The organism is Vibrio sp. TRT 2004 (genome assembly GCF_050113735.1).
Lineage (GTDB): Bacteria > Pseudomonadota > Gammaproteobacteria > Enterobacterales > Vibrionaceae > Vibrio.
The window spans coordinates 22,895-47,841 of sequence record NZ_JBNJOH010000005.1 but is presented as its reverse complement, the minus strand read 5'-3'; the positions used below and the strand labels follow the sequence as shown (position 1 = coordinate 47,841).

The 24,947-nt window shown below is 45.1% G+C and carries 20 protein-coding genes; 10 read left to right on the top strand and 10 right to left on the bottom strand.

From position 1 onward, the window contains the following. Window positions 1–29: 29 nt before the first annotated feature. From msbA to kdsB, 4 genes are read left to right on the top strand one after another with little or no spacing between them, the layout of a single operon-like run. Complete coding sequence (gene msbA, locus ACQEXR_RS03625; RefSeq protein ID WP_427019761.1) at window positions 30–1,778, top strand: lipid A ABC transporter ATP-binding protein/permease MsbA; 1,749 nt, start codon at window positions 30–32, stop codon at window positions 1,776–1,778. A gap of 2 nt (window positions 1,779–1,780) precedes the next feature. Next, window positions 1,781–2,791, top strand: a complete 1,011-nt coding sequence (gene lpxK, locus ACQEXR_RS03620; protein ID WP_331417080.1) for a tetraacyldisaccharide 4'-kinase — start codon at window positions 1,781–1,783, stop codon at window positions 2,789–2,791. Continuing rightward, entirely contained in the window at window positions 2,772–2,951 is a 180-nt protein-coding gene (locus tag ACQEXR_RS03615) for a Trm112 family protein (RefSeq protein ID WP_138973315.1), read from the top strand. Before lpxK ends, ACQEXR_RS03615 begins: the two co-directional genes overlap by 20 nt. Next, the gene (kdsB, locus tag ACQEXR_RS03610; RefSeq protein ID WP_426950344.1) at window positions 2,951–3,703 is read left to right on the top strand and encodes a 3-deoxy-manno-octulosonate cytidylyltransferase; all 753 of its coding nucleotides are present in this window, start codon (window positions 2,951–2,953) and stop codon (window positions 3,701–3,703) included. The genes ACQEXR_RS03615 and kdsB overlap by 1 nt, the downstream gene beginning before the upstream one ends. Before the next feature lie 31 nt (window positions 3,704–3,734). Here the strand turns inward: kdsB and ACQEXR_RS03605 are convergent, their stop codons facing one another. The 3 genes from ACQEXR_RS03605 to ACQEXR_RS03595 form a co-directional block, all read right to left on the bottom strand. Beyond that, window positions 3,735–5,273: a SpoVR family protein gene (locus tag ACQEXR_RS03605; RefSeq protein WP_138973313.1), complete on the bottom strand. Its 1,539-nt coding sequence runs from the start codon at window positions 5,271–5,273 to the stop codon at window positions 3,735–3,737. Window positions 5,274–5,282: 9 nt separating this feature from the next. Continuing rightward, window positions 5,283–6,554, bottom strand: coding sequence for a YeaH/YhbH family protein (locus ACQEXR_RS03600; RefSeq protein ID WP_331417077.1), 1,272 nt, complete (start codon window positions 6,552–6,554; stop codon window positions 5,283–5,285). A 113-nt stretch (window positions 6,555–6,667) separates the two neighbouring features. Next, entirely contained in the window at window positions 6,668–8,602 is a 1,935-nt protein-coding gene (locus ACQEXR_RS03595) for a PrkA family serine protein kinase (RefSeq protein WP_138973311.1), read from the bottom strand. Between the two features lie 361 nt (window positions 8,603–8,963). Here ACQEXR_RS03595 and ACQEXR_RS03590 point away from each other — a divergent pair, with 361 nt between their 5' ends. After that, window positions 8,964–9,719 carry a MipA/OmpV family protein gene (locus ACQEXR_RS03590; RefSeq protein ID WP_427019760.1) on the top strand — a complete coding sequence of 252 codons (756 nt, stop codon included), beginning with the start codon at window positions 8,964–8,966 and terminating at the stop codon, window positions 9,717–9,719. Between the two features lie 56 nt (window positions 9,720–9,775). Here the strand turns inward: ACQEXR_RS03590 and ACQEXR_RS03585 are convergent, their stop codons facing one another. The 3 genes from ACQEXR_RS03585 to pflA form a co-directional block, all read right to left on the bottom strand. Continuing rightward, window positions 9,776–10,276 carry a YfbU family protein gene (locus tag ACQEXR_RS03585; RefSeq protein WP_138973310.1) on the bottom strand — a complete coding sequence of 167 codons (501 nt, stop codon included), beginning with the start codon at window positions 10,274–10,276 and terminating at the stop codon, window positions 9,776–9,778. Between the two features lie 122 nt (window positions 10,277–10,398). Continuing rightward, entirely contained in the window at window positions 10,399–11,067 is a 669-nt protein-coding gene (locus ACQEXR_RS03580; RefSeq protein ID WP_427019759.1) for an energy-coupling factor ABC transporter permease, read from the bottom strand. A 69-nt stretch (window positions 11,068–11,136) separates the two neighbouring features. Continuing rightward, entirely contained in the window at window positions 11,137–11,877 is a 741-nt protein-coding gene (pflA, locus tag ACQEXR_RS03575) for a pyruvate formate lyase 1-activating protein (RefSeq protein ID WP_138973308.1), read from the bottom strand. A 225-nt stretch (window positions 11,878–12,102) separates the two neighbouring features. On the opposite strand from pflA, the gene ACQEXR_RS03570 reads away from it, so the two are divergent. Beyond that, window positions 12,103–13,983 carry a methyl-accepting chemotaxis protein gene (locus tag ACQEXR_RS03570; RefSeq protein WP_426950340.1) on the top strand — a complete coding sequence of 627 codons (1,881 nt, stop codon included), beginning with the start codon at window positions 12,103–12,105 and terminating at the stop codon, window positions 13,981–13,983. A 6-nt stretch (window positions 13,984–13,989) separates the two neighbouring features. Here the strand turns inward: ACQEXR_RS03570 and ACQEXR_RS03565 are convergent, their stop codons facing one another. The 3 genes from ACQEXR_RS03565 to ACQEXR_RS03555 all read right to left on the bottom strand — a co-directional run bounded on the left by ACQEXR_RS03565 (window position 13,990) and on the right by ACQEXR_RS03555 (window position 19,325). Further along, complete coding sequence (locus ACQEXR_RS03565; protein ID WP_426950339.1) at window positions 13,990–14,997, bottom strand: lipid A deacylase LpxR family protein; 1,008 nt, start codon at window positions 14,995–14,997, stop codon at window positions 13,990–13,992. Window positions 14,998–15,176: 179 nt separating this feature from the next. Continuing rightward, window positions 15,177–17,453 carry a formate C-acetyltransferase gene (gene pflB, locus ACQEXR_RS03560; RefSeq protein ID WP_269375944.1) on the bottom strand — a complete coding sequence of 759 codons (2,277 nt, stop codon included), beginning with the start codon at window positions 17,451–17,453 and terminating at the stop codon, window positions 15,177–15,179. Window positions 17,454–17,777: 324 nt separating this feature from the next. Continuing rightward, the gene (locus ACQEXR_RS03555) at window positions 17,778–19,325 is read right to left on the bottom strand and encodes a DUF3360 family protein (RefSeq protein WP_138973304.1); all 1,548 of its coding nucleotides are present in this window, start codon (window positions 19,323–19,325) and stop codon (window positions 17,778–17,780) included. Between the two features lie 671 nt (window positions 19,326–19,996). On the opposite strand from ACQEXR_RS03555, the gene ACQEXR_RS03550 reads away from it, so the two are divergent. The 4 genes from ACQEXR_RS03550 to ACQEXR_RS03535 all read left to right on the top strand — a co-directional run bounded on the left by ACQEXR_RS03550 (window position 19,997) and on the right by ACQEXR_RS03535 (window position 23,114). Further along, window positions 19,997–20,767 (top strand): ABC transporter ATP-binding protein, encoded by a 771-nt coding sequence (locus ACQEXR_RS03550; RefSeq protein ID WP_138973303.1) that lies wholly within the window; start codon window positions 19,997–19,999, stop codon window positions 20,765–20,767. Between the two features lie 67 nt (window positions 20,768–20,834). Then, window positions 20,835–21,605, top strand: coding sequence for an ABC transporter substrate-binding protein (locus tag ACQEXR_RS03545; RefSeq protein WP_426950338.1), 771 nt, complete (start codon window positions 20,835–20,837; stop codon window positions 21,603–21,605). An 87-nt stretch (window positions 21,606–21,692) separates the two neighbouring features. After that, window positions 21,693–22,433, top strand: a complete 741-nt coding sequence (locus ACQEXR_RS03540) for an ABC transporter permease (protein ID WP_138973301.1) — start codon at window positions 21,693–21,695, stop codon at window positions 22,431–22,433. 3 nt (window positions 22,434–22,436) lie between these two features. Further along, a complete protein-coding gene (locus ACQEXR_RS03535; protein WP_427019758.1) occupies window positions 22,437–23,114 on the top strand; it encodes an ABC transporter permease in 678 nt (225 codons plus the stop codon). Window positions 23,115–23,196: 82 nt separating this feature from the next. On the opposite strand, the gene ACQEXR_RS03530 is transcribed toward ACQEXR_RS03535, so the two are convergent. Beyond that, window positions 23,197–24,879 carry an aspartate:alanine antiporter gene (locus tag ACQEXR_RS03530; protein WP_138973299.1) on the bottom strand — a complete coding sequence of 561 codons (1,683 nt, stop codon included), beginning with the start codon at window positions 24,877–24,879 and terminating at the stop codon, window positions 23,197–23,199. Window positions 24,880–24,947: the final 68 nt, after the last annotated feature.

Genomic DNA, 24,947 nt, shown 5'->3' with positions numbered 1-24,947 from the left:
AATATTGTAAAAGAAAAATAAGCATTTCTATGTCTCTGAATCAAGACGAAACTACTTGGCAAACCTTTAAACGCTTGTGGACTTATATTCGCCAATACAAGGCAGGTCTAGCGGTTGCCGTTGTCGCATTGGTCATTAATGCGGTTGCTGATACTTACATGGTCTCTCTGCTTAAACCCCTTCTAGATGAAGGTTTTGGTAACGCAGAATCTAATTTCTTACGCATATTGCCACTGATCATTTTTGGCATGATGGTGATACGCGGTCTAAGTGGCTTTGTCTCGACCTACTGTCTGAGCTGGGTTTCTGGCAATGTGGTGATGGAGATGAGACGTGCGATCTTCAATCAGTTTATGCACATGCCCGTGACCTACTTTGATAAAGAGTCGGCTGGTGGTCTTCTTTCTCGAATTACCTACGACTCTGAACAAGTAGCCGGTGCAACTAGCCGTGCATTGGTCAGTATTGTTCGTGAAGGTGCGAGTATTATTGGTCTCTTGGTACTGATGTTCTGGAACAGTTGGCAGTTGTCACTGGTGCTATTTGTTGTTGCTCCGCTGGTGGCTTGGGGTATTGGTGTTGTTTCGAAGCGTTTCCGTAAGATCTCAAAGAATATGCAGGATGCAATGGGACATGTCACTTCGTCAGCTGAACAGATGCTAAAAGGTCACAAAGTCGTATTGAGCTATGGTGGTCAGAAAATCGAAAGCGAGCGCTTTGATGCTGTAAGTAATCAGATGCGCCAGCAGTCGATGAAGTTAGTCGCCGCTCAAGCCATCGCGAACCCAGTGATACAGCTTATCGCTTCAATTGCACTTGTTGTTGTCCTGTTTCTTGCAAGTGTCGATTCTATTCGCTCTGACCTGACTCCAGGCACATTTACCGTAGTCTTTTCTGCTATGTTTGGTCTGATGCGTCCTCTCAAAGCACTGACAAACGTAACGTCTGACTTTCAACGTGGTATGGCAGCCAGCCAGACCTTATTTGCATTAATGGATCTTGAAACCGAGCAAGATAATGGCAAATATCAGGTTGAGCGTGCCCGCGGTGATATTGAAGTGAAGGAAGTCACCTTTACTTACGAAGGCAAAGAAAAACCTGCGTTAGTCGATGTCAGCTTTAAAATTCCTCGAGGAAAAACGGTCGCCTTGGTCGGTCGTTCAGGTTCAGGCAAGAGTACTATCGCAAGCCTGTTTACCCGTTTCTACGATGTTGACTCTGGTAGCATCTGCCTCGATGAGCATGATATTCGTGATTATCAACTTAGTAATCTGCGTTCACACTTCGCGTTAGTTTCGCAAAACGTACACCTGTTTAACGACACTATTGCCAATAACATCGCCTATGCGGCAACCGAGAAATACAGCCGTGAACAGATAGAGCACGCAGCCAAATTGGCTTATGCGATGGACTTTATTGACAAAATGGATGATGGCTTAGATACGGTTATTGGTGAAAATGGTGCCAGCCTATCGGGTGGTCAACGTCAGCGTATCGCGATCGCCCGAGCATTGTTACGTGATGCGCCAGTACTGATTCTAGATGAGGCAACGTCAGCGTTGGATACCGAGTCTGAGAAGGCTATCCAGTCTGCGCTTGATGAACTGCAAAAAGATAAAACGGTATTGGTTATCGCCCACCGACTGTCTACGATCGAAAGCGCAGATGAAATTCTCGTTGTTGATGAAGGTGAGATTGTTGAACGTGGTAGTCATCAAGACTTAATCGAGAAAAACGGTGCTTACGCGCAACTGCATCGTATTCAGTTTGGTGCGTAATCTTGATTGAGAAAATCTGGTTCGAAAACCACCCCGTCAAATATCTCCTATGGCCACTTTTGTGGCCATTAAGCCAGTTGTTTGGGGTTATAAGCCGTTCCCGTCGCATCAAATATCAGTCTAATGTTAAACCAAGCTACCGAGCTCCTGTGCCTGTGGTCGTGGTTGGCAACATTACGGCAGGGGGAAATGGTAAAACTCCGGTCGTGATTTGGTTGGTGGAACAACTACAAGCGTTAGGTTATAAGCCAGGTGTGGTTTCTCGTGGCTATGGTGCAAAAGCGCCCTCATACCCATTGGTTGTTGGCGATGATACCCCAACTCAACATTGTGGTGATGAGCCGAAGTTGATTTCTAAGCGAACCGGAGCGCCGGTTGCCGTCTCCCCCAAACGCAGTGAAGCGGTAAACGCCTTGCTTCCTATGGGTGTCGATATCATCATTACTGATGATGGTTTGCAGCATTACGCTCTTGAGAGAGACATTGAAATCGTGGTAGTGGATGGCGTTAGGCGATTTGGCAATGAGTCACTACTGCCTTTGGGACCATTAAGAGAATCCGTCGCACGTTTGGCTGAAGTCGACCTCATCATCACGAATGGTGGTAAAGCGTTACAAGGCGAAGCGGCCATGACGCTTAAACCAGACCAAGTGATAAACTTAAAAACGGGTCAACGAGCGAATATTTCTTCTATTCGAGAGCAGTTAGTCGCAATGGCAGGAATCGGTCATCCCCCAAGGTTTTTTAAGACGTTAGAAAGTTTAGGAGCAAAGCCTACCTACCAACAGGGTTTTGCTGACCATAAAGATTTTGAACCGTCAGAATTAGAACAACTTGCCAATAAAGGCAAACATCTGATTATGACGGAGAAAGATGCAGTAAAATGCGCGAGCTACGCGAAAGATAATTGGTGGTATCTGCCCGTTAGCGCAGTGTTTAGTCCAAGTGATGAAGCGCGTATTTTAAATATGATTAAAGAGGTTAAGGAAAAATATGGATCACCGTCTGCTTGAGATTGTTGCCTGTCCGGTATGTAAAGGTAAGCTTGCGTTCGATAAGGAAAAGCAAGAGTTAGTGTGTAAACTGGATCGTTTAGCCTATCCGATCAAAGAGGGAATCCCTGTGCTTCTTGAACCAGAAGCACGCAATATCTCAATGGACGAGGGCAGATAATGTCATTTACGGTTGTTATCCCAGCACGTTATCAATCGACGCGCCTGCCAGGTAAACCTCTGGCAGACATTGGCGGTAAGCCGATGATTCAATGGGTGTATGAGCAAGCGATCCAAGCTGGTGCAGATAAGGTGATTGTCGCGACAGACGATAGCCGCGTTGAGCACGTTGTTAAAGCGTTTGGTGGTGAAGTATGCATGACTTCGCCAGACCATGAATCGGGTACAGAGCGTCTTGCTGAAGTCGTTGAAAAAATGGCAATTCCTGACGATCACATTATTGTCAATGTTCAGGGTGATGAGCCATTAATCCCACCAAGTATTATCGCTCAAGTTGCACGCAACTTAGCCAGTAGTGAAGCACCAATGGCGACGCTAGCGGTAGAAATCGACCATGAGTCGGAAGTGTTCAATCCAAACGCGGTAAAAGTGGTGACGGATAAAGACGGGTATGCGATGTACTTTAGCCGTGCAACGATTCCATGGGATCGTGACAATTTTGCTAATGACTCAAAGAGTATCGCGCAACCTTTAATGCGTCATATTGGTATCTATGCTTACCGTGCTGGATTTATCAATACTTACATCAATTGGCAACCTACCGTGCTTGAGAAAATTGAGTGTTTAGAGCAGCTACGAGTGCTTTGGTACGGTGAAAAAATCCATGTGGAAGTGGCTAAAGACGCGCCATCTGCGGGTGTAGATACACCAGAAGATCTTGAAGTGGTGAGAAAAATCATCGCTAACCGATAAAAGAAAAGGCCCGAGGGGCCTTTTTTAACATCTATATTTTCGCGTCATAATCATTTCGTTTTGGACAAGCGCCTAGTATCTCTCTGCGACCACTGTCTTTTAGTTCCTCCAGTCTGACGTCAAATCCCCACAAACGGTACAAGTGTTTTAACACTTCCTCATAACTGTCATCTAAAGGGATACGATCGTGTGGAACGTATTGTAGAGTGAGTGAACGATCACCACGAACATCTACGTTAAATACCTGAATATTGGGTTCCAGGTTAGACAGATTGTACTGAGCGGCGAGCTTTTCTCTTATCGCTTGATAACCACTGTCATTATGAATGGCGCTCACCTCGATATAATTTTTTCGGTCATCATCGACGATGGCAAAAAGCTTAAAGTCGCGCATCAACTTTGGTGAAAGATACTGACTAATAAAGCTTTCATCTTTAAAGTTTTTCATCGCAAAGTGAACCGCTTCTAGCCAATCTGTTCCGGCAAGATCTGGGAACCACTCGCGATCTTCATCGGTCGGCTCTTCGCAAATTCTACGGATGTCGCGGAACATAGCGAATCCGAGTGCGTAGGGGTTAATACCACTGAAATAGGGGCTATTGTATGGCGGTTGTGCGACGACACCGGTATGACTATGCAAGAACTCAAGAATAAAACGGTCGGTGACTAATCCTTCGTCATAGAGATGATTGAGGATCGTATAGTGCCAAAATGTTGCCCACCCTTCATTCATCACTTGGGTTTGTTTCTGTGGGTAGAAGTACTGACTGATCTTACGCACAATGCGCACGATTTCACGTTGCCACGACTCAAGGAGTGGCGCGTGTTTCTCTATGAAGTACAGGATGTTTTCCTGAGGCTCAGAGGGGAAACGCGCCTTTTCGTTGTCAGGTTCTACCTTTGATTTAGGAACGGTACGCCACAAGTCGTTGACTTGGGATTGTAGGTAGGCTTCGCGCTCTTCTTGGCGAGACTTCTCTTCCGCGATGGAAATTTTCTCAGGGCGCTTGTAGCGGTCAACACCGAAGTTCATCAGCGCATGACAGGAATCCAACAGCGCTTCGACTTCCTTAACTCCATATTTTTGCTCACACTCAGCGATGTAGTTCTTAGCGAACAACAGATAATCGATAATAGAACTTGCGTCCGTCCAAGTCTGGAATAAGTAATTGCCTTTGAAAAACGAGTTGTGACCATAGCAGGCGTGTGCCATGACCAAAGCCTGCATAGTGACGGTATTTTCTTCCATCAAATAGGCGATACAGGGGTTTGAATTAATGACGATTTCGTAAGCAAGGCCCATTTGGCCATGTTTATAGCCTTGCTCGGTTTGAATAAATTTCTTACCAAATGACCAGTGATTATAGTTGATGGGCATACCAATGCTTGAGTAGGCATCCATCATCTGTTCTGAAGTGATCACTTCGATCTGGTTAGGGTAGGCGTCAAGCTTGTAGTGGTCAGCCACTCGCTTAATTTCAACATGGTATTGCTCAAGCAAATCGAACGTCCAGTCTGGACCGTCCGGCAATGCTTTGCTTTTCGTTGGCTTTTTAGTTTTTGTTGTCATACGGCCTCCCTAAGCAGTCTCTTTTCTGAAAAGCTCTCTAAACACTGGGAAAATGTCCTCTACGCTGCGAATATTTTTCATCGCAAAGTTAGGGAAGCTCCCTTCGAGTTTTTCGTACTCATGCCACAAGGTTTGATGTGAACGACGAGTAATTTCGATATAAGAATAATACTGGCAGTGTGGCAGCAAATGTTTGGTTAGTAGTTCGCGACAACGCGGTGAGTCATCGGCCCAGTTATCACCGTCTGAAGCCTGCGCAGCATAGATATTCCATTCACCAACAGGGTAACGTTCAGCGACAATTTCATTCATCAGTTTTAATGCACTTGAAACAATGGTTCCCCCGGTTTCTTGGGAATAGAAAAACTCATGTTCGTCGACCTCTTTAGCCTGAGTATGATGGCGTATAAACACCACATCGACGTTTTCATATGTGCGCGTTAGAAAGAGATAGAGCAAGACATAAAAACGTTTCGCGATGTCTTTCGTCGCTTGGTCCATTGAGCCGGACACGTCCATCAGGCAGAACATCACAGCCTGACTTGAAGGAATAGGGCGGCGTTCGTAGTTTTTAAAGCGTAAGTCGAAGGTATCGATGAAGGGCACAGTTTCAATTCGACGACGCAGATCTTTGATTTCGTTCTGTATACGCTGTTCTTCGAGCATCTGAGCTGGCTCAGACATTTTTACGCGGTCGAGCTCTTCCTCTAACTCACGTAGCATCCTTTTTTTGCCTGCTGTCATGGCGGTGCGTCTCGCGAGAGATTGCTGTAGAGATTTGACCACCGCGATATTGGCGGGAACCCCAGCCGTTTGATAACCGGCACGGTGGGTTTTCCATTCTGTGATTTTATTAATCTGATTTTTTTCTAAGTTTGGCAGTTCAAGATCTTCAAATAGGATGTCTAAGTATTCATCTTTAGAAATCTGGAAAACAAAATCATCTTGGCCTTCGCCGTCCGCGCTGGCATCACCCTCTCCGGAACCGCCCCCTTGTCCACCCCCTTTAGGGCGTTCAATTTTGTCCCCGGTGATAAATTGGTCATTACCCGGATGCACGCGTTCTTTTAGGCCGCCTTTGCCTTGATGAAATACAGGCTCTTTGATGTCCTTGTGCGGAATAGCGACATCTTCACCAGTTTCGGTGTTGGTGATTGAACGGCGATTTACTGCATCCGCCACAGACTCTTTAATTTGATCTTTATGGCGGCGCAAAAAGCGCTGGCGGTTTACAGCACTTTTATTTTTGCCGTTCAGTCGTCGGTCAATAAATTGCGCCATGAGTCACCCCTTATCTCATACAAGCCCTGCAACGAGGGCTGGATCAATCTTGCACCTTACACCTGCCAGAATAAAATAGACTGGCAGGTGAAGTACGGGCTAAAACACTGCTGCTATGATGATTTACGTACGCGTAGATACCATTCAGATAGCAAGCGAACTTGCTTCTCTGTGTAGCCCTTTTCCATCATACGGGCGACAAAATCATCGTGTTTCTTCTGATCATCAGAAGAGGTTTTAGTGTTAAAGGAGATAACTGGTAACAGTTCCTCGGTATTAGAGAACATTTTTTTCTCAATCACAGTGCGAAGTTTTTCGTAACTCGTCCAAACTGGATTGGTACCGTTATTGTTTGCTCGTGCACGAAGCACGAAGTTAACGATTTCATTTCGGAAATCTTTTGGATTACTAATGCCGGCTGTTTTCTCGATTTTTTCTAGCTCATTGTTCAATGCTGATCGATCAAACAATTGCCCTGTCTCTGGATCGCGATACTCTTGGTCTTGAATCCAGAAATCGGCGTAAGTGACATATCGATCGAAGATGTTTTGTCCGTATTCGGAGTAAGACTCTAAGTAAGCGGTCTGAATCTCTTTACCGATAAACTCGACGTAACGTGGCACTAGATAACCTTTTAAGAACTCGAGGTATCGCTCTGCCGTCTCTTGAGGGAACTGTTCACGCTCGATCTGTTGCTCGATTACATAGAAGAGGTGAACGGGGTTTGCCGCCACTTCGGTCTGATCGAAGTTAAAGACGCGCGATAGAATTTTAAAGGCGAAACGGGTTGAAAGACCTGACATGCCTTCATCGACACCTGCGAAATCACGGTATTCTTGGTAACTTTTCGCTTTTGGATCGGTGTCTTTAAGAGTTTCACCATCATAAACGCGCATCTTAGAGAAGATGGACGAGTTTTCAGGCTCTTTTAGACGCGACAGAATACTGAACTGAGAAAGTAACTCTAAGGTACTTGGTGAACATGGTGCTTTTGACAGTTCCGAGTGGTCGAGTAGTTTTTGGTAAATTTTAACTTCTTCTGAAACACGCAGACAGTAAGGCACTTTAACGATGTAAACACGGTCAAGGAATGCTTCATTGTTTTTGTTATTACGGAATGTTTGCCACTCGGATTCGTTTGAGTGAGCGAGTATCATGCCGTCAAATGGTAATGCGGAAAGCCCCTCGGTACCGTTGTAGTTTCCTTCTTGAGTCGCGGTTAAAAGAGGGTGTAGCACCTTGATTGGTGCTTTGAACATCTCGACAAATTCCATCAGGCCCTGGTTAGCACGACACAGTGCACCTGAGTAGCTATAAGCATCAGGGTCATCTTGAGAGAAGTGCTCTAACTGGCGGATATCGACTTTACCCACCAAAGATGAAATATCTTGGTTGTTTTCGTCGCCAGGTTCGGTTTTCGCGATGGCGCGCTGATCTAAAATCGACGGTCTCACTTTAACCACTTTGAACTTAGAAATGTCGCCGCCAAATTCGTGTAAACGCTTCGCTGCCCAAGGTGACATAATCGAGCGGACATAACGCTTCTCAATGCCATACTCTTGTTTAAGTAATTCGCCATCCTCGGTGACATCGAATAAACAGAACGGATGGTCATTGACAGGGCTGCGCACACCGTTAGCGGAAAGTACGTAAATCGGCATTTGCTGCATTAATGATTTTAGTTTTTCGGCCAGTGATGATTTACCACCACCTACAGGACCGAGTAAGTACAAAATCTGTTTACGTTCTTCCAAGCCTTGAGCGGCGTGTTTTAGGTAGGAAACGATTTGCTCAATGGCATCTTCCATACCGTAGAAATCTTTAAAGGTCTCGTAACGTGAAATGACCCTATTCGAGAAAATACGACTGAGTTGAGGATTCTGCGCAGTATCAATGACTTGTGGCTCACCGATGGCCATCAATAATCGTTCTGCTGCATTGGCGTAAGCACTTTTATCGTCTTTGCAAAGGCTTAGAAAGTCTTGTAGCGATAGTTCCTCATCCTTGGAGGCTTCGTAGCGTGCTTGGAAATGGTCGAAAATACTCATGGTGAATTCCCCTCTGAACCTGTCAAACCTGACAATAAACCCGCATAGAAAAGCAAATCCTTTCTTTATTAATCCTAGTTGGTTTTTAGAATTTTGCTTAAAAAATATGTGTTTAATTGCAATTTGTGACCACAGGCTAGTTGTCAGACCACTAATCAGCTAATGTTGATAAATTAACTATTTAGCAAGGAAATAAATGATGCGCGTAATGTTTGGCGGGTAAATTTATCTCCGAATGACAATCAAGCTCTCTTTTATTTATACGTCGCCTGATGACTTTTTGCTCACAAAGGTTGTTATTGGGATGGTATTCTATATAATTTGATTCCAATTTGTTTTATCAATATAAAGTTTGACTACTATGCAAAAACCAACGTGGCTAAAAAGCTTTTGTATCATTGTTGCAATAACCACTTTACCTGCCGAGGCAAAGATTTCTCAGTGGTCATTGGGAGTCGCCGCTTCTTACTCTCCCGCTGTCTACAAAGATACACCGTCAAACCAGACGGTGATTCCACTTATTGGTTACGAAGGAGAGCACCTTTTTTTACGTGGATTTACCGCTGGCTATCGACTGTTCCCAGTAGGTTCGCCTCACAATATTGTGTTCCGCGCTGCGTATGACCCGAGAACGCTCAAGCCAGAAGATTCAAATGATCCCAACATCAGGCTAGTGGATGAACGAAAAGCGACAGTGTTAGGTGGTGTAAGTTATCAAGCGATAACGCTTATCGGTATGTTTGAAGCGACCGTGGGAAGTGATATCGCAAATAGACACAATGGAGTCTACGCCGAAACGGCTTGGCGATTACCGATCCGAAGAGGGGGCTGGGGAATCACCCCTTCGCTTGGTTATGCATACAACAGTAGTCGTCTCAATAATCACCTGTACGGCGTGAGTTCTGCTGAGGCTACGCGATCAGGATTGACGGAATTTGATGCAGATTGGGATGGACAGATATTTATCGGCGCGAGTGGTTACTTTCATCTTACACCGAGTATTCGAATCTCTGGCGGTGTACGTTACACCAATATAGAGGGGGACATAGAGGGTAGTCCATTGATAGAGAGCGGAGTCACTACCTCTGCGAATATTGGGGTTGCCTACGTGTTCTAAGGGGTATCTCAATCACATGTAGAAAGGGCCGTTGCTTAGCAACGGCCCTTTTTAAATCAAGCGTTAAAGATTTGCTTTAGTTCATTTGCACACAAGTGGTACTGACGAGGGCAGTTGCGCCAGGTGTTTAGCATTCGACGGTATTTGTCCAGCATAGGCATTTGCGCGTTAAAATGATGTTCTCCCTTGCTGAACTGAGGGTATAGCCCTTCAGAATCAACTAGGAAGCGAACGTAGTTAACCAACTGTGCTTCCGATGCTGCATCAAAACCTAAGAAAGTTAGACGACGCTGGTCAACAAGCTTTTGCTCATCTTCAGAGAGCATTTTGTTTGATTCTTGCATCGCATGGTACATTTCCATGATGTCGATAATTTCACGACACTCTGCGTCAACCAAACAGCCAAAGTCCTTATTGAGTTCGCGCATTTGTAGCTCGTATCCACGTTCCACTATCGTTTGCAAACGTTGATATTTAGCTGCGTTTTCAGGATCCATTTGTGACATCAAATAGTACTGATTCGATAGGATCAAACGTTGAGCGTTGGTCATTTCCATGGTGGCCTCACTAAAATAATCTAATACATTTTTAATGTGCTTAGGTTATCTGTTCCAGATTAACTGAAACATGATCTCAACACATATTTAATATCAAAAGTACAAAGATTGAGTAAGATTTTTTACTTGTCTTGGTGATAGTGATTATAGATATAGTCTCTATCCGAGAAGACGCGCAATAGTTCTGGTTTGAAAACCGTCAACATCGTCACAGTCATCCCATTAAGTAGACCTTCAGGAAAAGCGAGCAGAGGGGTAAACACGAGGTAGTTATCGTAAATCGTGACCCAATCATAGTCAGCTACTGCAAGCAGATAATAGGCATTGATGAGTAGATGGGCTGTGCCAGTCACGCATCCATTGAGAAAGCCAGCGATAAAGATAAACACAAAAATGTTACGCGGCAAGAAACGGTAACTAGCCAGAAATAATAGATAGCTAATAAGAATTGGAAGTAAACAAGACAACAGTATGAACTGTGGTAGCTGGTAAAAGGATAGTTCGCCAAACAGCGCCATTAATGCACAAACGACCATAGAGATTGCGTAGGCACTGCGCCAGCCATACATTAGAGTCAGAACGGTCAGTCCGAGAAAATGAATAGAGAGACCTTCTTTTATTCCTGCGTCGGCAGACCAAAGAAGGTAAAAAGCAAACACAACGCCGAAAGTGACGTGCTGAAAGGTTCGTTCGCTAGTTAGCTTCGGCACTAATACTTGCACGACATCTCTCCAGACAAAAAAGCAGGAAAACAGTACTAGCGAAAGAGCAAACAGTTGATTCAGCGCCACGGAAACCTCAAAAAAAATACCAACCATATGTAAGGTTGGTATTTTTTACGAATTTCTTAACGAGTGGTATCAGTATTTAACGTTTGAGTGATACTGCTCAAGGATTGATACTATCTTGTCCATCGTCTCTTTTGAAGGAGGGTTAGTTCCTTCCAACGGGTATTCAATACCAAGGGCTTCCCATTTATGAGCGCCAAGCTTGTGATACGGCAGTAACTCAACCTTTTCGATGTTGTCCATATCTTTAATGAAATCGCCCAGCATATGTGCGGCTTCTTCGTCATCGGTATAACCAGGAACCACTACATAGCGAATCCACGTTTTCTGTCCAATTTTATGCAGGTAGCGGGCAAAATCTAATGTACGTTTGTTAGATACGCCGATGAAGTCATGATGGATTTCATCTTTCATATGCTTAAGGTCAAGCATAACCAAGTCAGTCGCATCCAACACTTCATCAATAACTTCAGTATGTTTGCGGATATAACCATTGGTATCGAGACAAGTGTGGATACCCTCTGCTTTGGCAGCGCGGAAGAAATCTCGCACGAATTCAGGTTGTAGCATGGCTTCGCCACCTGAACAGGTCACACCACCGCCGGAAGCATTCATAAAGTGTCGGTATGACTTCGCCTCGTTGATGATCTCCTCAACGGTCACTTCTTTACCGTCGTGAGTATCCCAAGTGTCGCGGTTGTGACAGTACATACAACGCATTAAGCAACCTTGCAGAAAAACGATAAAACGAATTCCTGGTCCATCTACTGTTCCGCAAGATTCAAAAGAATGAATACGACCGATTGTTGACATGAGCTCATCTCGTATTAGTAATTTGGCCGTTATTTTATTACAAATGGTAGGGATAAAATAGGTTTTCCGAACCTAGCTAACAAGAAAAGCTGAAATAAGAAAAAAACCGTTTCTTTGCTAAGATTTATGTTATAAAAATGTTGTTGGTAACAATTAAATCAATAACAACTAATAACAACAGTCAGGCAAAGTATTTTACATCTGTTTGATGTTAAGGGATTTTATATGGATATGCTTGCACTCTCTCAAAAACAGAAAGTCACACTGTTTTTGATTGTTTTAACGATCGGATTCGCTTTTCTAGCCTTTTTTACTTCAGAAAGATTGTCGAAAATGAAGAGTCAATATCAAAGCAGTGCAGATATTGGTTCGGGGTCTCTGGCCATTTATCAGACCCAAAGTCGTATTCTTACGCTTGGTGGAACACTGGATAGCATGACGGGTGACAAGGTTGCAACGACCAAGACCCGTATTGAAGATATCGTTATGGCAATCAGCGATAACGCCAAGTTCCTCAAACAAGTTGGGCTGGTATCACAAGGTGATGAATTAACCCAAAGTGTCATGGACTTTAAAAGTGCCGTTACGCCTTGGTTAACATTGAAGCAAGAGTTGGGATTCAATATTGACGAAGGCAAGCTGGGGCAGATGAAGCAGACTGCGACCATCATCGAACAAAAAATCGCAGAAACCGGCATGGTGACGCTTAACTCTGATTTTCAGGCGATGGTAAAAGCGCAACAAAACTACTTATTGCAACCCTCTGAAGATAATTTGAAATTGTTCAATCGTGCAATGGCGAGCTTCGAAAGCATGTCCAATGTTTACGCGATGCTTGATCTTTATGAAAAAGAAATTGAACAGTACAAACAGGCTTTTGTGCGAGTGAGTGAGTTATCTCAACAGCTTGGCTCGGTTGAGAAGCAGCTTGATGCTGCAAAAGCCAAAATGACACGTTTGATTGGTGAGATTACCAATGAGCTGGGCGGCATTGGTGCTCGTTATCAAAACGTAGCAGAAACGACGTCGACACAAACCTTGTGGTCTATTTTGGTTGCGTGTGTTGTGTTAGCGATCTTTACCATTGCAATTTTTGCCATGCAGAGTGCGTCTATGTCACGCTCATTGAATCGTACCAAAGAGATACTCAATAGCGTTTCTAAGGGCGACTTTTCCCAGCGAATGATTCTTTCCAAGAACCCCAACGATGAATTTAATCAGTTAGCATCAAGCATCAACCAGAGCTGTACGAATTTGGGTGAACTGGTTTCAGGCGTTCAAAGCAGCAGTTTGGCGCTATCGGGCAACGCTGCTGAACTTAATCAAGGATTAGACCTGCTTGCGCATCACCAGTCTGAGGTGCTCGGTCAGACTCAATTGCTGGCTTCGGCGACTGAAGAGGTGAGCGTGACCACCCAAGAAGTCTCCAACTCACTTGAGTTTGTTGCGGATATTAGCCGATCTTCAACCGATGCAGCGGAAGAAGGCGCTAAGGTTATCAGCGCTGCGATAGGTTCGATTGAAGAAGTAGGTGCCATAATGACGGCGGCTGCCGGACACATTCAGCAGTTGGAAGAGGCGTCAGCAAAAGTTGACTCAGTGATGGATATCATCAATGGCATTGCCGAACAAACCAATCTACTGGCGCTTAATGCGGCGATTGAGGCTGCGAGGGCAGGGGAACAAGGGCGAGGGTTTGCCGTTGTTGCGGATGAGGTGCGTAGTCTGGCTGTGCGAACGGTTGATGCGGTCTCTGAAATTTCAGGCACCATTGACACGATGAAGAAAGAGAGTGCGGAAGTGATTCAATACATAGGTCAGTCTGAATCCTCAATGATCGCAGGTCGTGAGCGAGGTCAGGAAGCCATGAACGCACTGAAAATGATCACTGACAAAACCAACGAGGCGTCGCATCAAACGGAAGTTATTTTTGCTTCAATTAGAGAGTTGGCCACAACCAGTCAGTCGATGGCGGATAACATGACGCAAATCTCAGCGGCGATGAAAGAGCTTGAACAAAATAACGATCAGCTAAGAAAAGTCAGTGGGGTTGTTGAAGAGCGATCAGGCAGCCTCAATCAAGACTGCCTCAAGTTTACGATCTAATCGCGTTTAGAAGAACGCGTAGAGTGATAGGGCGCCGGTTCCGTATATCGATTCCGGCGCCTCTTTGTAATCGGGAGTTTTCGCGGTTGCAGTTAAGCTCGCGCCGAAACTTTGGTTATACCAAGCGAAGCCTGCGACTGCTGTTGCTTGATTGTTTTCCAGTGTAACGTCGTAGATACTCGGATTCTGACCGTTTTTAACCGCGTATTCAGTCACACCTGAACGCTCGCCTTCAATCGTAATGTCATTGAATCGGTAGCGTGCTTCGATACCAGTGAAGACAAACCAGCCACCCTGTGAACCACCAATCATACCGGCACGGAATGGGTTCTCGTTGTCAATGTTTGCCGCCCCCATGTTTCCGCCTAAATCTGAGCCCCAACGGAACATAAATCCTGTGGAAACATCACTGCGGAAGTTACCTGCATTGACTTCAGAGACATTGGAAATTTCGAAGTCTGTATTGGCAATTGCGCGCTGACGCCATAAGTTGAAGTGCGACAGATACCCAACGCTACCAACGAATTTATCGTCAACCTGATATGTCCAACCTCTTGGTTGATCTGAGCCGGTGATGCCGTGAACGATATCTTGTGCTTGATCGGCCAGAGAGCTCTCGCCAGTGGTACCGAGTGTGAGGTTAAAACGCTGAGCTTGTTGAGGGTGCAAACTAATATAGTTGAACTCAGTGTGCAGAAATCCTGCGTACGGTCGGTCATTGACCATAGGCGCTGTCGCTTCAATATCCGAAGGCGTGTACATCTTATGACCAAGGGTGAATTCAAACTTGTCGAGTGAAGCACCGCCCCAGAAAGAGAGACTCAAAGGGCTGAAGATAGGATAAGGCGTAATGCCCCCTGTCGTGTAGCTCAGAAACAGACCGTTGGTGTAGTCTTGGTCGACACCGAAGATACCATCGTTGTCGATAGAGAATGAAAGGGTCGATCTGTCTGAGGCGATACTACTTGCAGAAGCCAGTAGCAGAGGCAGTAAAATTATGCGGTTTAACTTCATGTGTCTGTGCTTAACTCAATTAGATGTCTGATAATACAAGATTAATCGATACAAATGTTAGCAATTAACATACCAGAGAGATGAACTGTGCACCGTATCGCTGATTTATCGGTGATAAATTGACAGAAAAAATAAAGCCCCGCTATTTAGCGGGGCTTCGTCAATCATTTAGCTGAGAATTATAGAGACTCAGTAAATGTACGTGCGATTACGTCTTGTTGCTGCTCTGTAGTTAGAGAGTTGAAACGTACAGCGTAACCAGATACACGGATTGTCAACTGAGGGTATTTCTCAGGGTGCTTAACTGCGTCTTCTAGAGTTTCACGGTTAAGTACGTTCACGTTTAGGTGCTGACCGCCTTCGATGCCTGCTTCATGGTGGAAGTAACCATCCATTAGACCGGCTAGGTTAGCACGTTGTGATGCTTCTTCTTTACCTAGTGCGTTTGGCACGATAGAGAAGGTGTAAGAGATACCGTCTTTTGCGTGAGCAAATGGTAGTTTACCTACAGATGTTAGAGACGCTACCGCACCTTTCTCATCACGACCGTGCATTGGGTTTGCACCTGGAGCAAATGGAGCACCTGCGCGACGACCATCTGGAGTGTTACCCGTCTTCTTACCGTATACCACGTTTGAAGTGATAGTCAGGATAGACTGAGTTGGGATTGCATCACGGTAAGTCTTAAGCTTACGGATCTTGTTCATGAACACTTCTACTAGTTCACAAGCAATGTCATCTACGCGAGCATCGTTGTTACCAAATTTAGGGTAGTCGCCTTCGATTTCGAAGTCGATTGCTACGCCATCTTCATCACGGATAGGTTTAACTTTCGCGTGTTTAATTGCAGATAGTGAGTCAGCTGCAACAGATAGACCAGCGATACCACAAGCCATAGTACGACGAACGTCACGGTCATGTAGAGCCATTAGTGCAGCTTCGTAGCTGTACTTGTCGTGCATGAAGTGGATAGAGTTCAGTGCAGTCACGTACTGCTTAGCTAGCCAATCCATGAAGTGGTCAAGTTTGCCCCATACGTCGTCGAAGTCTAGAACTTCGTCAGTGATCTTAGGCATTGCTGGACCAACTTGGATCTTCAGCTTCTCATCCACACCACCGTTGATTACGTATAGTAGTGTCTTAGCAAGGTTTGCACGAGCACCGAAGAACTGCATGTGTTTACCAATGATCATTGGTGATACACAACATGCGATAGCGTAGTCATCAGATTCGAAATCTGGACGCATTAGATCGTCGTTTTCGTACTGGATAGAAGAAGTGTCGATAGAAACTTTCGCACAGAACTTCTTGAAGCCATCAGGTAGTTTCTCAGACCAAAGTACAGTGATGTTTGGCTCTGGAGAAGGACCCATAGTGTATAGAGAGTTTAGGAAACGGAAGTTAGTACGTGTAACTAGTGTACGACCGTCAAGACCCATACCACCCATAGACTCAGTAGCCCAGATTGGGTCGCCAGAGAATAGGTCATCGTACTCAGGAGTACGTAGGAAACGAACCATACGTAGCTTCATTACGAAGTGGTCGATCATTTCCTGAGCTTCAACTTCAGTGATCTTACCTTCAGCGATGTCACGCTCGATGTAGATGTCTAGGAACGTAGAAGTACGACCCAGAGACATAGCAGCACCGTTTTGTGATTTAACTGCAGCTAGGTAACCGAAGTAAGTCCACTGGATAGCTTCTTGAGCTGTTTCAGCAGGACGAGAAATGTCGAAACCGTATTTCTCAGCCATCACTTTCATTTGGCCAAGTGCACGGTGCTGCTCAGCGATCTCTTCGCGAAGCTGCATTGTCATTTGAAGATCTTCGCCGTTCTCAAAACGCTCTTGTAGAGACTTGAATTGAGCCAGTTTGTCCTTCATTAAGTAGTCGATACCGTATAGAGCAACACGACGGTAGTCACCGATGATACGACCACGACCGTAAGCATCAGGCAGACCAGTTAGAACACCTGACTTACGACAAGCTAGGATGTCTGGAGTGTAGATATCAAATACACCAGCGTTGTGTGTTTTACGGTACTCAGTGTAGATTTTAGAGATTGCTGGATCTAGCTCGCGGTCGTACGCTTTGCAAGAACCTTCAACCATACGGATACCACCGTTAGGGATGATAGCACGCTTAAGAGGGGCATCAGTTTGAAGACCAACGATAGTTTCTAGGTCTTTCTCGATGTAGCCTGCATCGTGAGCAGTGATGGTAGAGATAAGGTCAGTATCGAAATCAACAGGTGCGTGAGTTGAGTTCTCAATCTTGATACCTTCCATTACCTTAGCCCAAAGCTTGTTTGTTGCTTCAGTACCTTCAGAAACTAGGAAAGATTCGTCGCCTTCATACGGTGCGTAGTTCTTTTGAATAAAATCGCGAACGTTTACTTCGTTTTGCCAATCACCTGCAGCAAAACCTTCCCAAGCTTTAGCAAATTGCTCTGCCATGACATACCTACCTTTTTAGTAGAAAAAACACGTACCTATCAAACCGTTGAGCCAGTTTGAGTCCCAAAAATGGGATGGTACACTCTTATGAATAACAATATGTATAGTCTTTAAAGTTAATTACCGAAAGGGCATAAAACTATAAATATTGTCACTACTTTTTACATGGTGTCTTATTAACTTGGTTTCAAGGATAAACTAAAAAAAATTTGCAAACCTTAAACTAAATCAATAAATGCTCGTTTGTTTAAATTATTTTTTAAAAAATAACTTGTCACTAAAAAAAAGTTGAGAGCCGAGGCCGGCTCTCAACATCTGTTTGCGTTATAGGAACGCTGCGATGCCGTATTGGCCTTCAAGCATACCTACTGCAAGCATAGCGATCAGACAGATAACCAGTACGCCTACTGGGATCACGATCTTATCGACGAACGATAGACGAGCTGCGCGTTCTTTATCACCAATCAGACCGTTGTTATCAAGTAGCATGGTTAGTGCCCAAGCTAATACAGGGTTCACAACAGCCGAGCCGAAGATACAGATACCTGCAGCTTGAGAGTCCTTAGAATCTTTAACCATTTGCATACCCGCTTCAAGTAGCGGAAGTGAGACACCGACAAGAAGAGCAACACGCATTACTGGAGGCCATACAGCGATATCCATAGGGAAACCAAGAATCGCAATGATCATAACCAACAAACCTAGCAGAATCGCACCAGCAGGAATAGGGCGCTTAGCGATGGCAGCTGGGATCATGTAAGTACCCCAAGATGATGTGATGTTACCACCACCCACTGCTGTACCTACCATCTGACGAATTGAACACATTGTCATAGTGTCATCTACGTCCATCAGTACTTTTTCAGTCTTTTTAGGGTAGTTCAGTTCTTGGAAGATACGGTGACCTAGGAAGTCAGGTGACCACATAGCAACCGCTAGAATGGCGAACGGAAGTGATGCAATAAAGTGTTCCATGTTTGGTAGACCAAGCATCCAACCTTGCTCTGTGCTGCCCCACCAGTAAACTGGGTTTAGGTTTGGAAGACCAGTTTCAGTCACGAACTTAATATCGAAGCCAGCACCAAGTACAAGCGCAATCACTAGACCAGTAAATGCACAAACAGGGATAGCCAACCAACGCTTGTTCACTTTAGCTAGGAAAGCATACAGCGCAATAGTGACGGCAAGTACGATAAGGCCAACGTAGCCCATGCTACCAGCGGCAACCGTGTCAGACTGAAGACCCACAGCCCATGTCTGAATAGAGTTGATTTGGCTCATAGTACCGGTCAGACCGAGGAAGATCAGTAGGCCACCGGCCGTACCTTCTGAAGTCAGGTTGACCAACTTGGAGCCACCTTTTAGGAAACTCAGAAGTAAGCCAAAGATACCAATTAGGATAGCCAATGCAAGAGGGTGCGCACCTGCTAATGCGATGGTGCCGATAAGAGGGATCATTGGGCCGTGGTTACCGGCAAGGTTTGCTTTCGGGTTGATGAAACCAGAAGCGAGAACACAGAACAGTAATGCTGGGATCAGCATTTCTACTCGAGCCACTTCGATAGCAAACTCTTTACCAAGGTTAACGTGGTCCCAAGCAGCGGTTAGACCTTCAGCCCAAGACATCATTACCGCAGAGTACATCGCGATAATACCAATAGTACCGGCTAGAGCGGGCACCAAGTCTTCAAGCTCAAAGCGGAAATCACGACCAGGCAGGTTTAATCCGAAGCGGCGTGGCTTCATGATTTGCAGTTCGTGGTCTAGGTAGTCTGAACGGCTTTCAAACTCAGAAGCTGGGCGGTGCAGCTCTTGATAGCTCTTGTTTTCGATATCCGAATCAGAGTGCGGTTTATTGACTGCGTCTGACATAGATTCCTCATATTCTAAATAGTTAGTAAATCTGCGAAGAGGGACCAGATTATTGTTCTGAGACGGTCCGCTCTGTAAAAACCTGGTTTAGCTTCCTGCAATTGAATCCCGGCCTACCTCGCTGTAGCTCATGCTTGATGTGCTAAAGCATAGAGGATTTATTGCGAAAAGTACCTATATTGAGACTTTTAGCATTGAGGCGAGTTTAACTTGCTAACCCTAAAGAGTGATTGATTTAGATCACTTTATGAAAGGTTGTGAAAGAAAACTACACAAGCTGCAATTAGTTGCGAGCTTGTAATCAGTTTCACTGAAATAAAATTTCATAACGTAAGGTTTACTAGCGACCTCAACCCTTTACGAGTTGAAGGCGAATGGGGTAAAGATCGTTTATTGAGTTAGATCTTGTTTTTATAAAAATGTTAATACTGACGATTTGGATATTATCTGTGTTGTCGGGCGTTTTATGCGAAATATGGAGCGCTTTTAACTATTAAATGCATTATTAATCATATAAAGTGGCTATATATTGCTGATTTATAGGTTAATAATTTGTTGCAACTTGCTCGGGGGAGTGCTAGTTTGTATCGCAATGTGGGTGGAACCCAGCAGTCAACCAATCGTGATTACTATTAATGATTGGTCATAATAAAGACAGGGAGTATGAGCGCATGAAAGATGTACCAGCGCTGGATATAAAAGAACTGCACAAAACATTTGGACAAAATGAAGTTTTAAAGGGCATCTCATTGGAAGCCCACAAAGGGGACGTAATTTCCATTATCGGCTCATCCGGTTCAGGAAAAAGTACTTTTCTAAGATGTATCAATCTTCTTGAAACACCTACTGCTGGTGAAATTTGGGTTAACGGGGAATTAATCCAGATGAAAAACAATCGCCAAGGGGAGGCAGTTCCTGCCAATGAAAGACAGGTGCAACGAATTCGTTCCAGACTTGCTATGGTTTTCCAAGGGTTCAACCTTTGGTCACATATGACAGTCATGGAAAACGTCATTGAAGCTCCGGTTCACGTGTTAGGCGTGCCTAAAGCACAAGCGATCGAAAATGCAGAGCTGCTGCTTAAAAAAGTAGGGCTATATGAACGCAAAGATTATTATCCAGGTCATCTATCGGGCGGTCAGCAGCAGCGAGCAGCCATTGCACGCGCGCTTGCCGTAGACCCAGAAGTGATGCTGTTCGATGAGCCGACATCGGCACTCGACCCTGAGTTAGTCGGTGAAGTTCTAGGCGTAATGCGCGACCTAGCAGAAGAGGGACGCACCATGCTAGTGGTCACTCATGAAATGGCGTTCGCGCGCGATGTTTCTAACCATGTGATGTTTTTGCATCAGGGATTGGTTGAGGAACAAGGCGACCCTGCGAAGCTATTTACAAACCCTGATTCTGAGCGTTTAAAGCAATTTATCTCATCAATTTACTAATAGCCGTTTAGCGGCAGACAAACACACATAAGTTACATATAAAAATCACAATCACAGGAGTATGGAAATGAAAAAGTGGTTATTAGCAGCAACACTGGCAGCTACCGCTGTGACTGGCGCAGTACAAGCGAAAGAATGGAATGAAGTTCGCTTCGGTATTGAAGGTGCTTACCCTCCATTTAGCTGGACAGAAGCCGATGGTTCACTGAAAGGTTTTGACGTAGATATGGCAAACGCTCTATGTCAGGAAATGGCAGTGAAATGTAAGATCGTTGCTCAAGACTGGGATGGCATCATTCCTTCACTACTAGCACGTAAATACGACGCCATCATCGCAGCAATGTCTATTACTGAAGAGCGTAAGAAGAAAGTTGACTTCACTGGTAAATACGCACTTATCCCAAACAAGTTTATTGCTAAGAAAGGTGCAGGCCTTGATTTCGATAATCTGGATGGTCAGAAAATTGCTGTGCAGCGTGCAACAACTCACGACAAGTACCTAACTGACAACTACGGTGACAAAGTAGAAATCGTTCGTTACGGTTCTTTTGACGAAGCTTACCTTGACCTTGCTAACGGCCGTGTAGCGGCAGTTTTGGGTGACGCTTCTGCTCTTGAAGAAGGTGTACTGAACAAAGCGGGTGGTGAAGGGTACGAATTCGTAGGCCCATCGCTAACTGACCCTAAATGGTTCGGTGAAGGTTTTGGTATCGCACTTCGCAAGCAAGATAAAGATCTGACCAAGAAGCTAGACCAAGCCATCCTATCTTTACGCGAGAAGGGTGTTTATCAAGAAATCGCGGCTAAATACTTCAACTACGACGTTTACGGTCAGTAATCGTTGCTAAGCGACCGTTGGTTCTTGTTCCTAGGAGTAGTAGCCAACGGTCGATTTCTATAAAGTTTAGGGACCAGGAACTTACCTATGCTGGATTTACAAGGATATGAAGCCTCTATTATGAAAGGGGCCGTAGTGACCATAGAAGTCGCTCTGTTGTCATTATTGCTGGCTATGATTCTAGGTATGCTAGGTGCATTAGCCAAAATGGCCCCTTATCGCTGGGCACGAGCAATAGCCACTCTATACACCACGGTGATTCGTGGTATTCCCGACTTAGTTCTCATGATGTTGATTTTCTTTGGTGGACAAATTCTTCTCAACAACAGTTTGTACTCCATCAACGAAACACTAAACGAATGGTTTGCGGCAAGTGACCCAAGTCATGAGTGGACGTCATATTTACCAGATTACATTGATGTCAGCCCGTTTGTGGCAGGCGTCCTCACTATCGGATTCATTTTCGGCGCCTATATGGCAGAAACGTTCCGTGGTGCCATCATGGCAGTTGACTCCGGTGAACTTGAAGCTGCCAAAGCGTACGGTATGAGCTCTGTATTGGCTTTCCGTCGCATTCTTTTACCGCAGATGATTCGTCACGCCTTGCCAGGATTTGGTAACAACTGGCTCGTTTTGCTCAAGACAACGGCACTTGTGTCAATTATCGGTCTTGAGGATATGGTTCGGATGAGCTCACTGGCTGCTGGCTCGACGAAAATGCCATTTACCTTCTACATGGCGGTAGCGATTATTTTCTTATTCTTTACCAGTGTTTCAACAGGCTTCTTAAAGCTGGTAGAGCGCAAATTCAGTATTCATGCGAGGTAAAGAATGGATTTTTCACTGATTTTAGATAGTTTCCCCATCTATCTTGATGGATTAATGACCACCGCATGGCTGGTTGGTGTGGCTTTGATTATTGGATTGATTGTGGCGATTCCACTTGGGGTGGCACGCAACAGTCCTAATGTGCTAATAAACGGACCGAGCTGGGCTTTCATCTATTTTTTCCGTGGCACACCGTTACTGGTTCAACTTTACCTAATTTACTATGGTATGGACCAGTTTTTCCCAGTCAAAGACACCTTATGGGAGAACGCTTGGTTCTGTGCATTGGTCGCTTTTGTGCTTAATACTTCAGCATATACTGCTGAGATTATCCGCGGCGCAATCAATGGTCTGCCTAAGGGTGAAGTGGAAGCGGCCAAAGCTTATGGTATGAGTGCGTTTATGACTTATCGCCGCATCATTTTGCCAAGTGCTTTACGTCGTGCCCTTCCTGCCTATAGTAATGAAGTGATCTTTATGCTTCATGGTAGTGCCGTTGCTGGTATCGTGACGATCGTCGATTTAACTGGCGCAGCGCGTTTGGTTAACTCTCGCTACTATGCCCCGTTTGAATCTTTCCTCACAGCTGGAATGTTCTACATGGCGTTAACCTTTATTATCTTAGGCTGCTTTAAGTACGCTGAGAAACGCTTCTTAGCCTACTTGAGACCATTAAGCTAATGACAGAAAAACGGCACCGAAAGGTGCCGTTTTTATTTGAGTTCGGGTTTCGCCGTGATGTGCCGGCGTGTAACACAGAACGTTAACTGAGAATGATCAGTATCGTACCAGCCAGAGTCATCAAAATATTGGCTATCGCATAAGTGCCGGCATAGCCTAAGGCAGGGATGGTTGACTTGGCATAATCATTTACGATATCCATCGCCGGTGCGCAGGTTCTGGCACCAATAATGGCACCAAACAGAAGTGCGCGGTTCATTTTCAGAATGTAGGCACCAACCAAATAAGCCAGTACAACGGGTACGACACTGACTAGGAAGGCGAGGCCAATTACTTGAACCCCAACCTGAGAAAGATGCTCGAACATCTTACCACCCGCACTCAGACCAATTCCGACCATAAAGAACATCAAGCCTAGGTCTTTGACCATATTTAGCGCACCTTGTGGTACGTAGCCAAATGTTGGATGGTTAGCGCGCAAGAAACCGAGTGTGATACCCGAAAGAAGCAATCCCACGGCATTACCGAGACCAAACGAGACTTGACCGAATGTCATGGTGATCAAACCAAACATAATGCCCAGAATGAAGAAGCTACAAAACGCCAGTAGATCCGCCATCTGGCTGTGGATTGAGATAAAACCGATTTTTTCCGCTAAGCCGTGGACACGACTTTTCTCACCACTGACCTGCAGCACATCACCTTTCGCCAAAACGATATCTAAATCCATCGGCATTTCAATCTGAGCACGAACCACGCGGTTGAGGAAACAGCCGTATTCGGAAAGATTCAAATCAGAAAGACGTTTACCGGCAATCGCATCACTTTTTACGACGATCTCTTCTTCGACGATACGCAAGTCTAGCAAGTTGCGATCGAAGACTTCTTTTCCGTTGCGGAAGCTAGGATCGAGACGGGCGTGACTATCTGGGAAGCCCACGAGAGCAATCTCATCCCCTTCTTGTAAAATAGCGTCACCATCAGGATGGGCGAGGATACCATTACGGCGAATACGCTCAATGTAGCAACCGGTTTGACGATAAATACCGAGTTCTCGTAAGTTCTTACCGTCAATCCAGTTAATCAACTCTTGACCAACGCGGTAAGCACGAATAATTGGCAAGTAAACTTTGCGCTGACCAGACCCCCCTAAACCGCGTTCTTGCGCAATTTGTTGTGCTGAGTCGGAAAGGTTCTGCTTTTGCAGTTTTGGCAGAAGCTTGGCAAACATGATCATACTAATTAAGCCGATCAGATAAGCCATCGCATAGCCGACAGACAGGTTCTCGATCACCTGAGCAAAGTCCATATTTCTTGGTGTGGTCGCTAAACCAGAATTGAGTGCGTCTTGGGCACCAACCAACACAGGCGTTGAAGTCAGGGCTCCCGCCATCATGCCTGCTGATAGACCGAAATCTAATCCCAGATGATGGCTGGCAAAATAGGTGATCGAAAGGGCAGTGGACAGCACCACCATACTCAAAATGAAGTAATGCTTACCGTCTCTGAAAAAAATACCGAAGAAGTTAGGGCCTGCTTCAATACCAACACAGTAGATAAACAACATAAATCCGATAGTTAATGCGTCAGCATTAAAGGTAAAACCGAGGTGTCCCATGATGAGCGATGTAATCAACACACCAATGGAGTTGCCCAATTGAAGGCTTCCAAAGCGGATTTTACCAATACCTAAGCCTATCGCTAGGACAACGAAAATAAGAAGAATGGGGTTCTGTTCGAGCAAGGTTACGACGTCAATGTTCACGGGCAATTCTTGTGTTGGTGCCGGGCAGTAAGTTATGTCAGCGAATTGTATCTGAATATTGCCAAAAG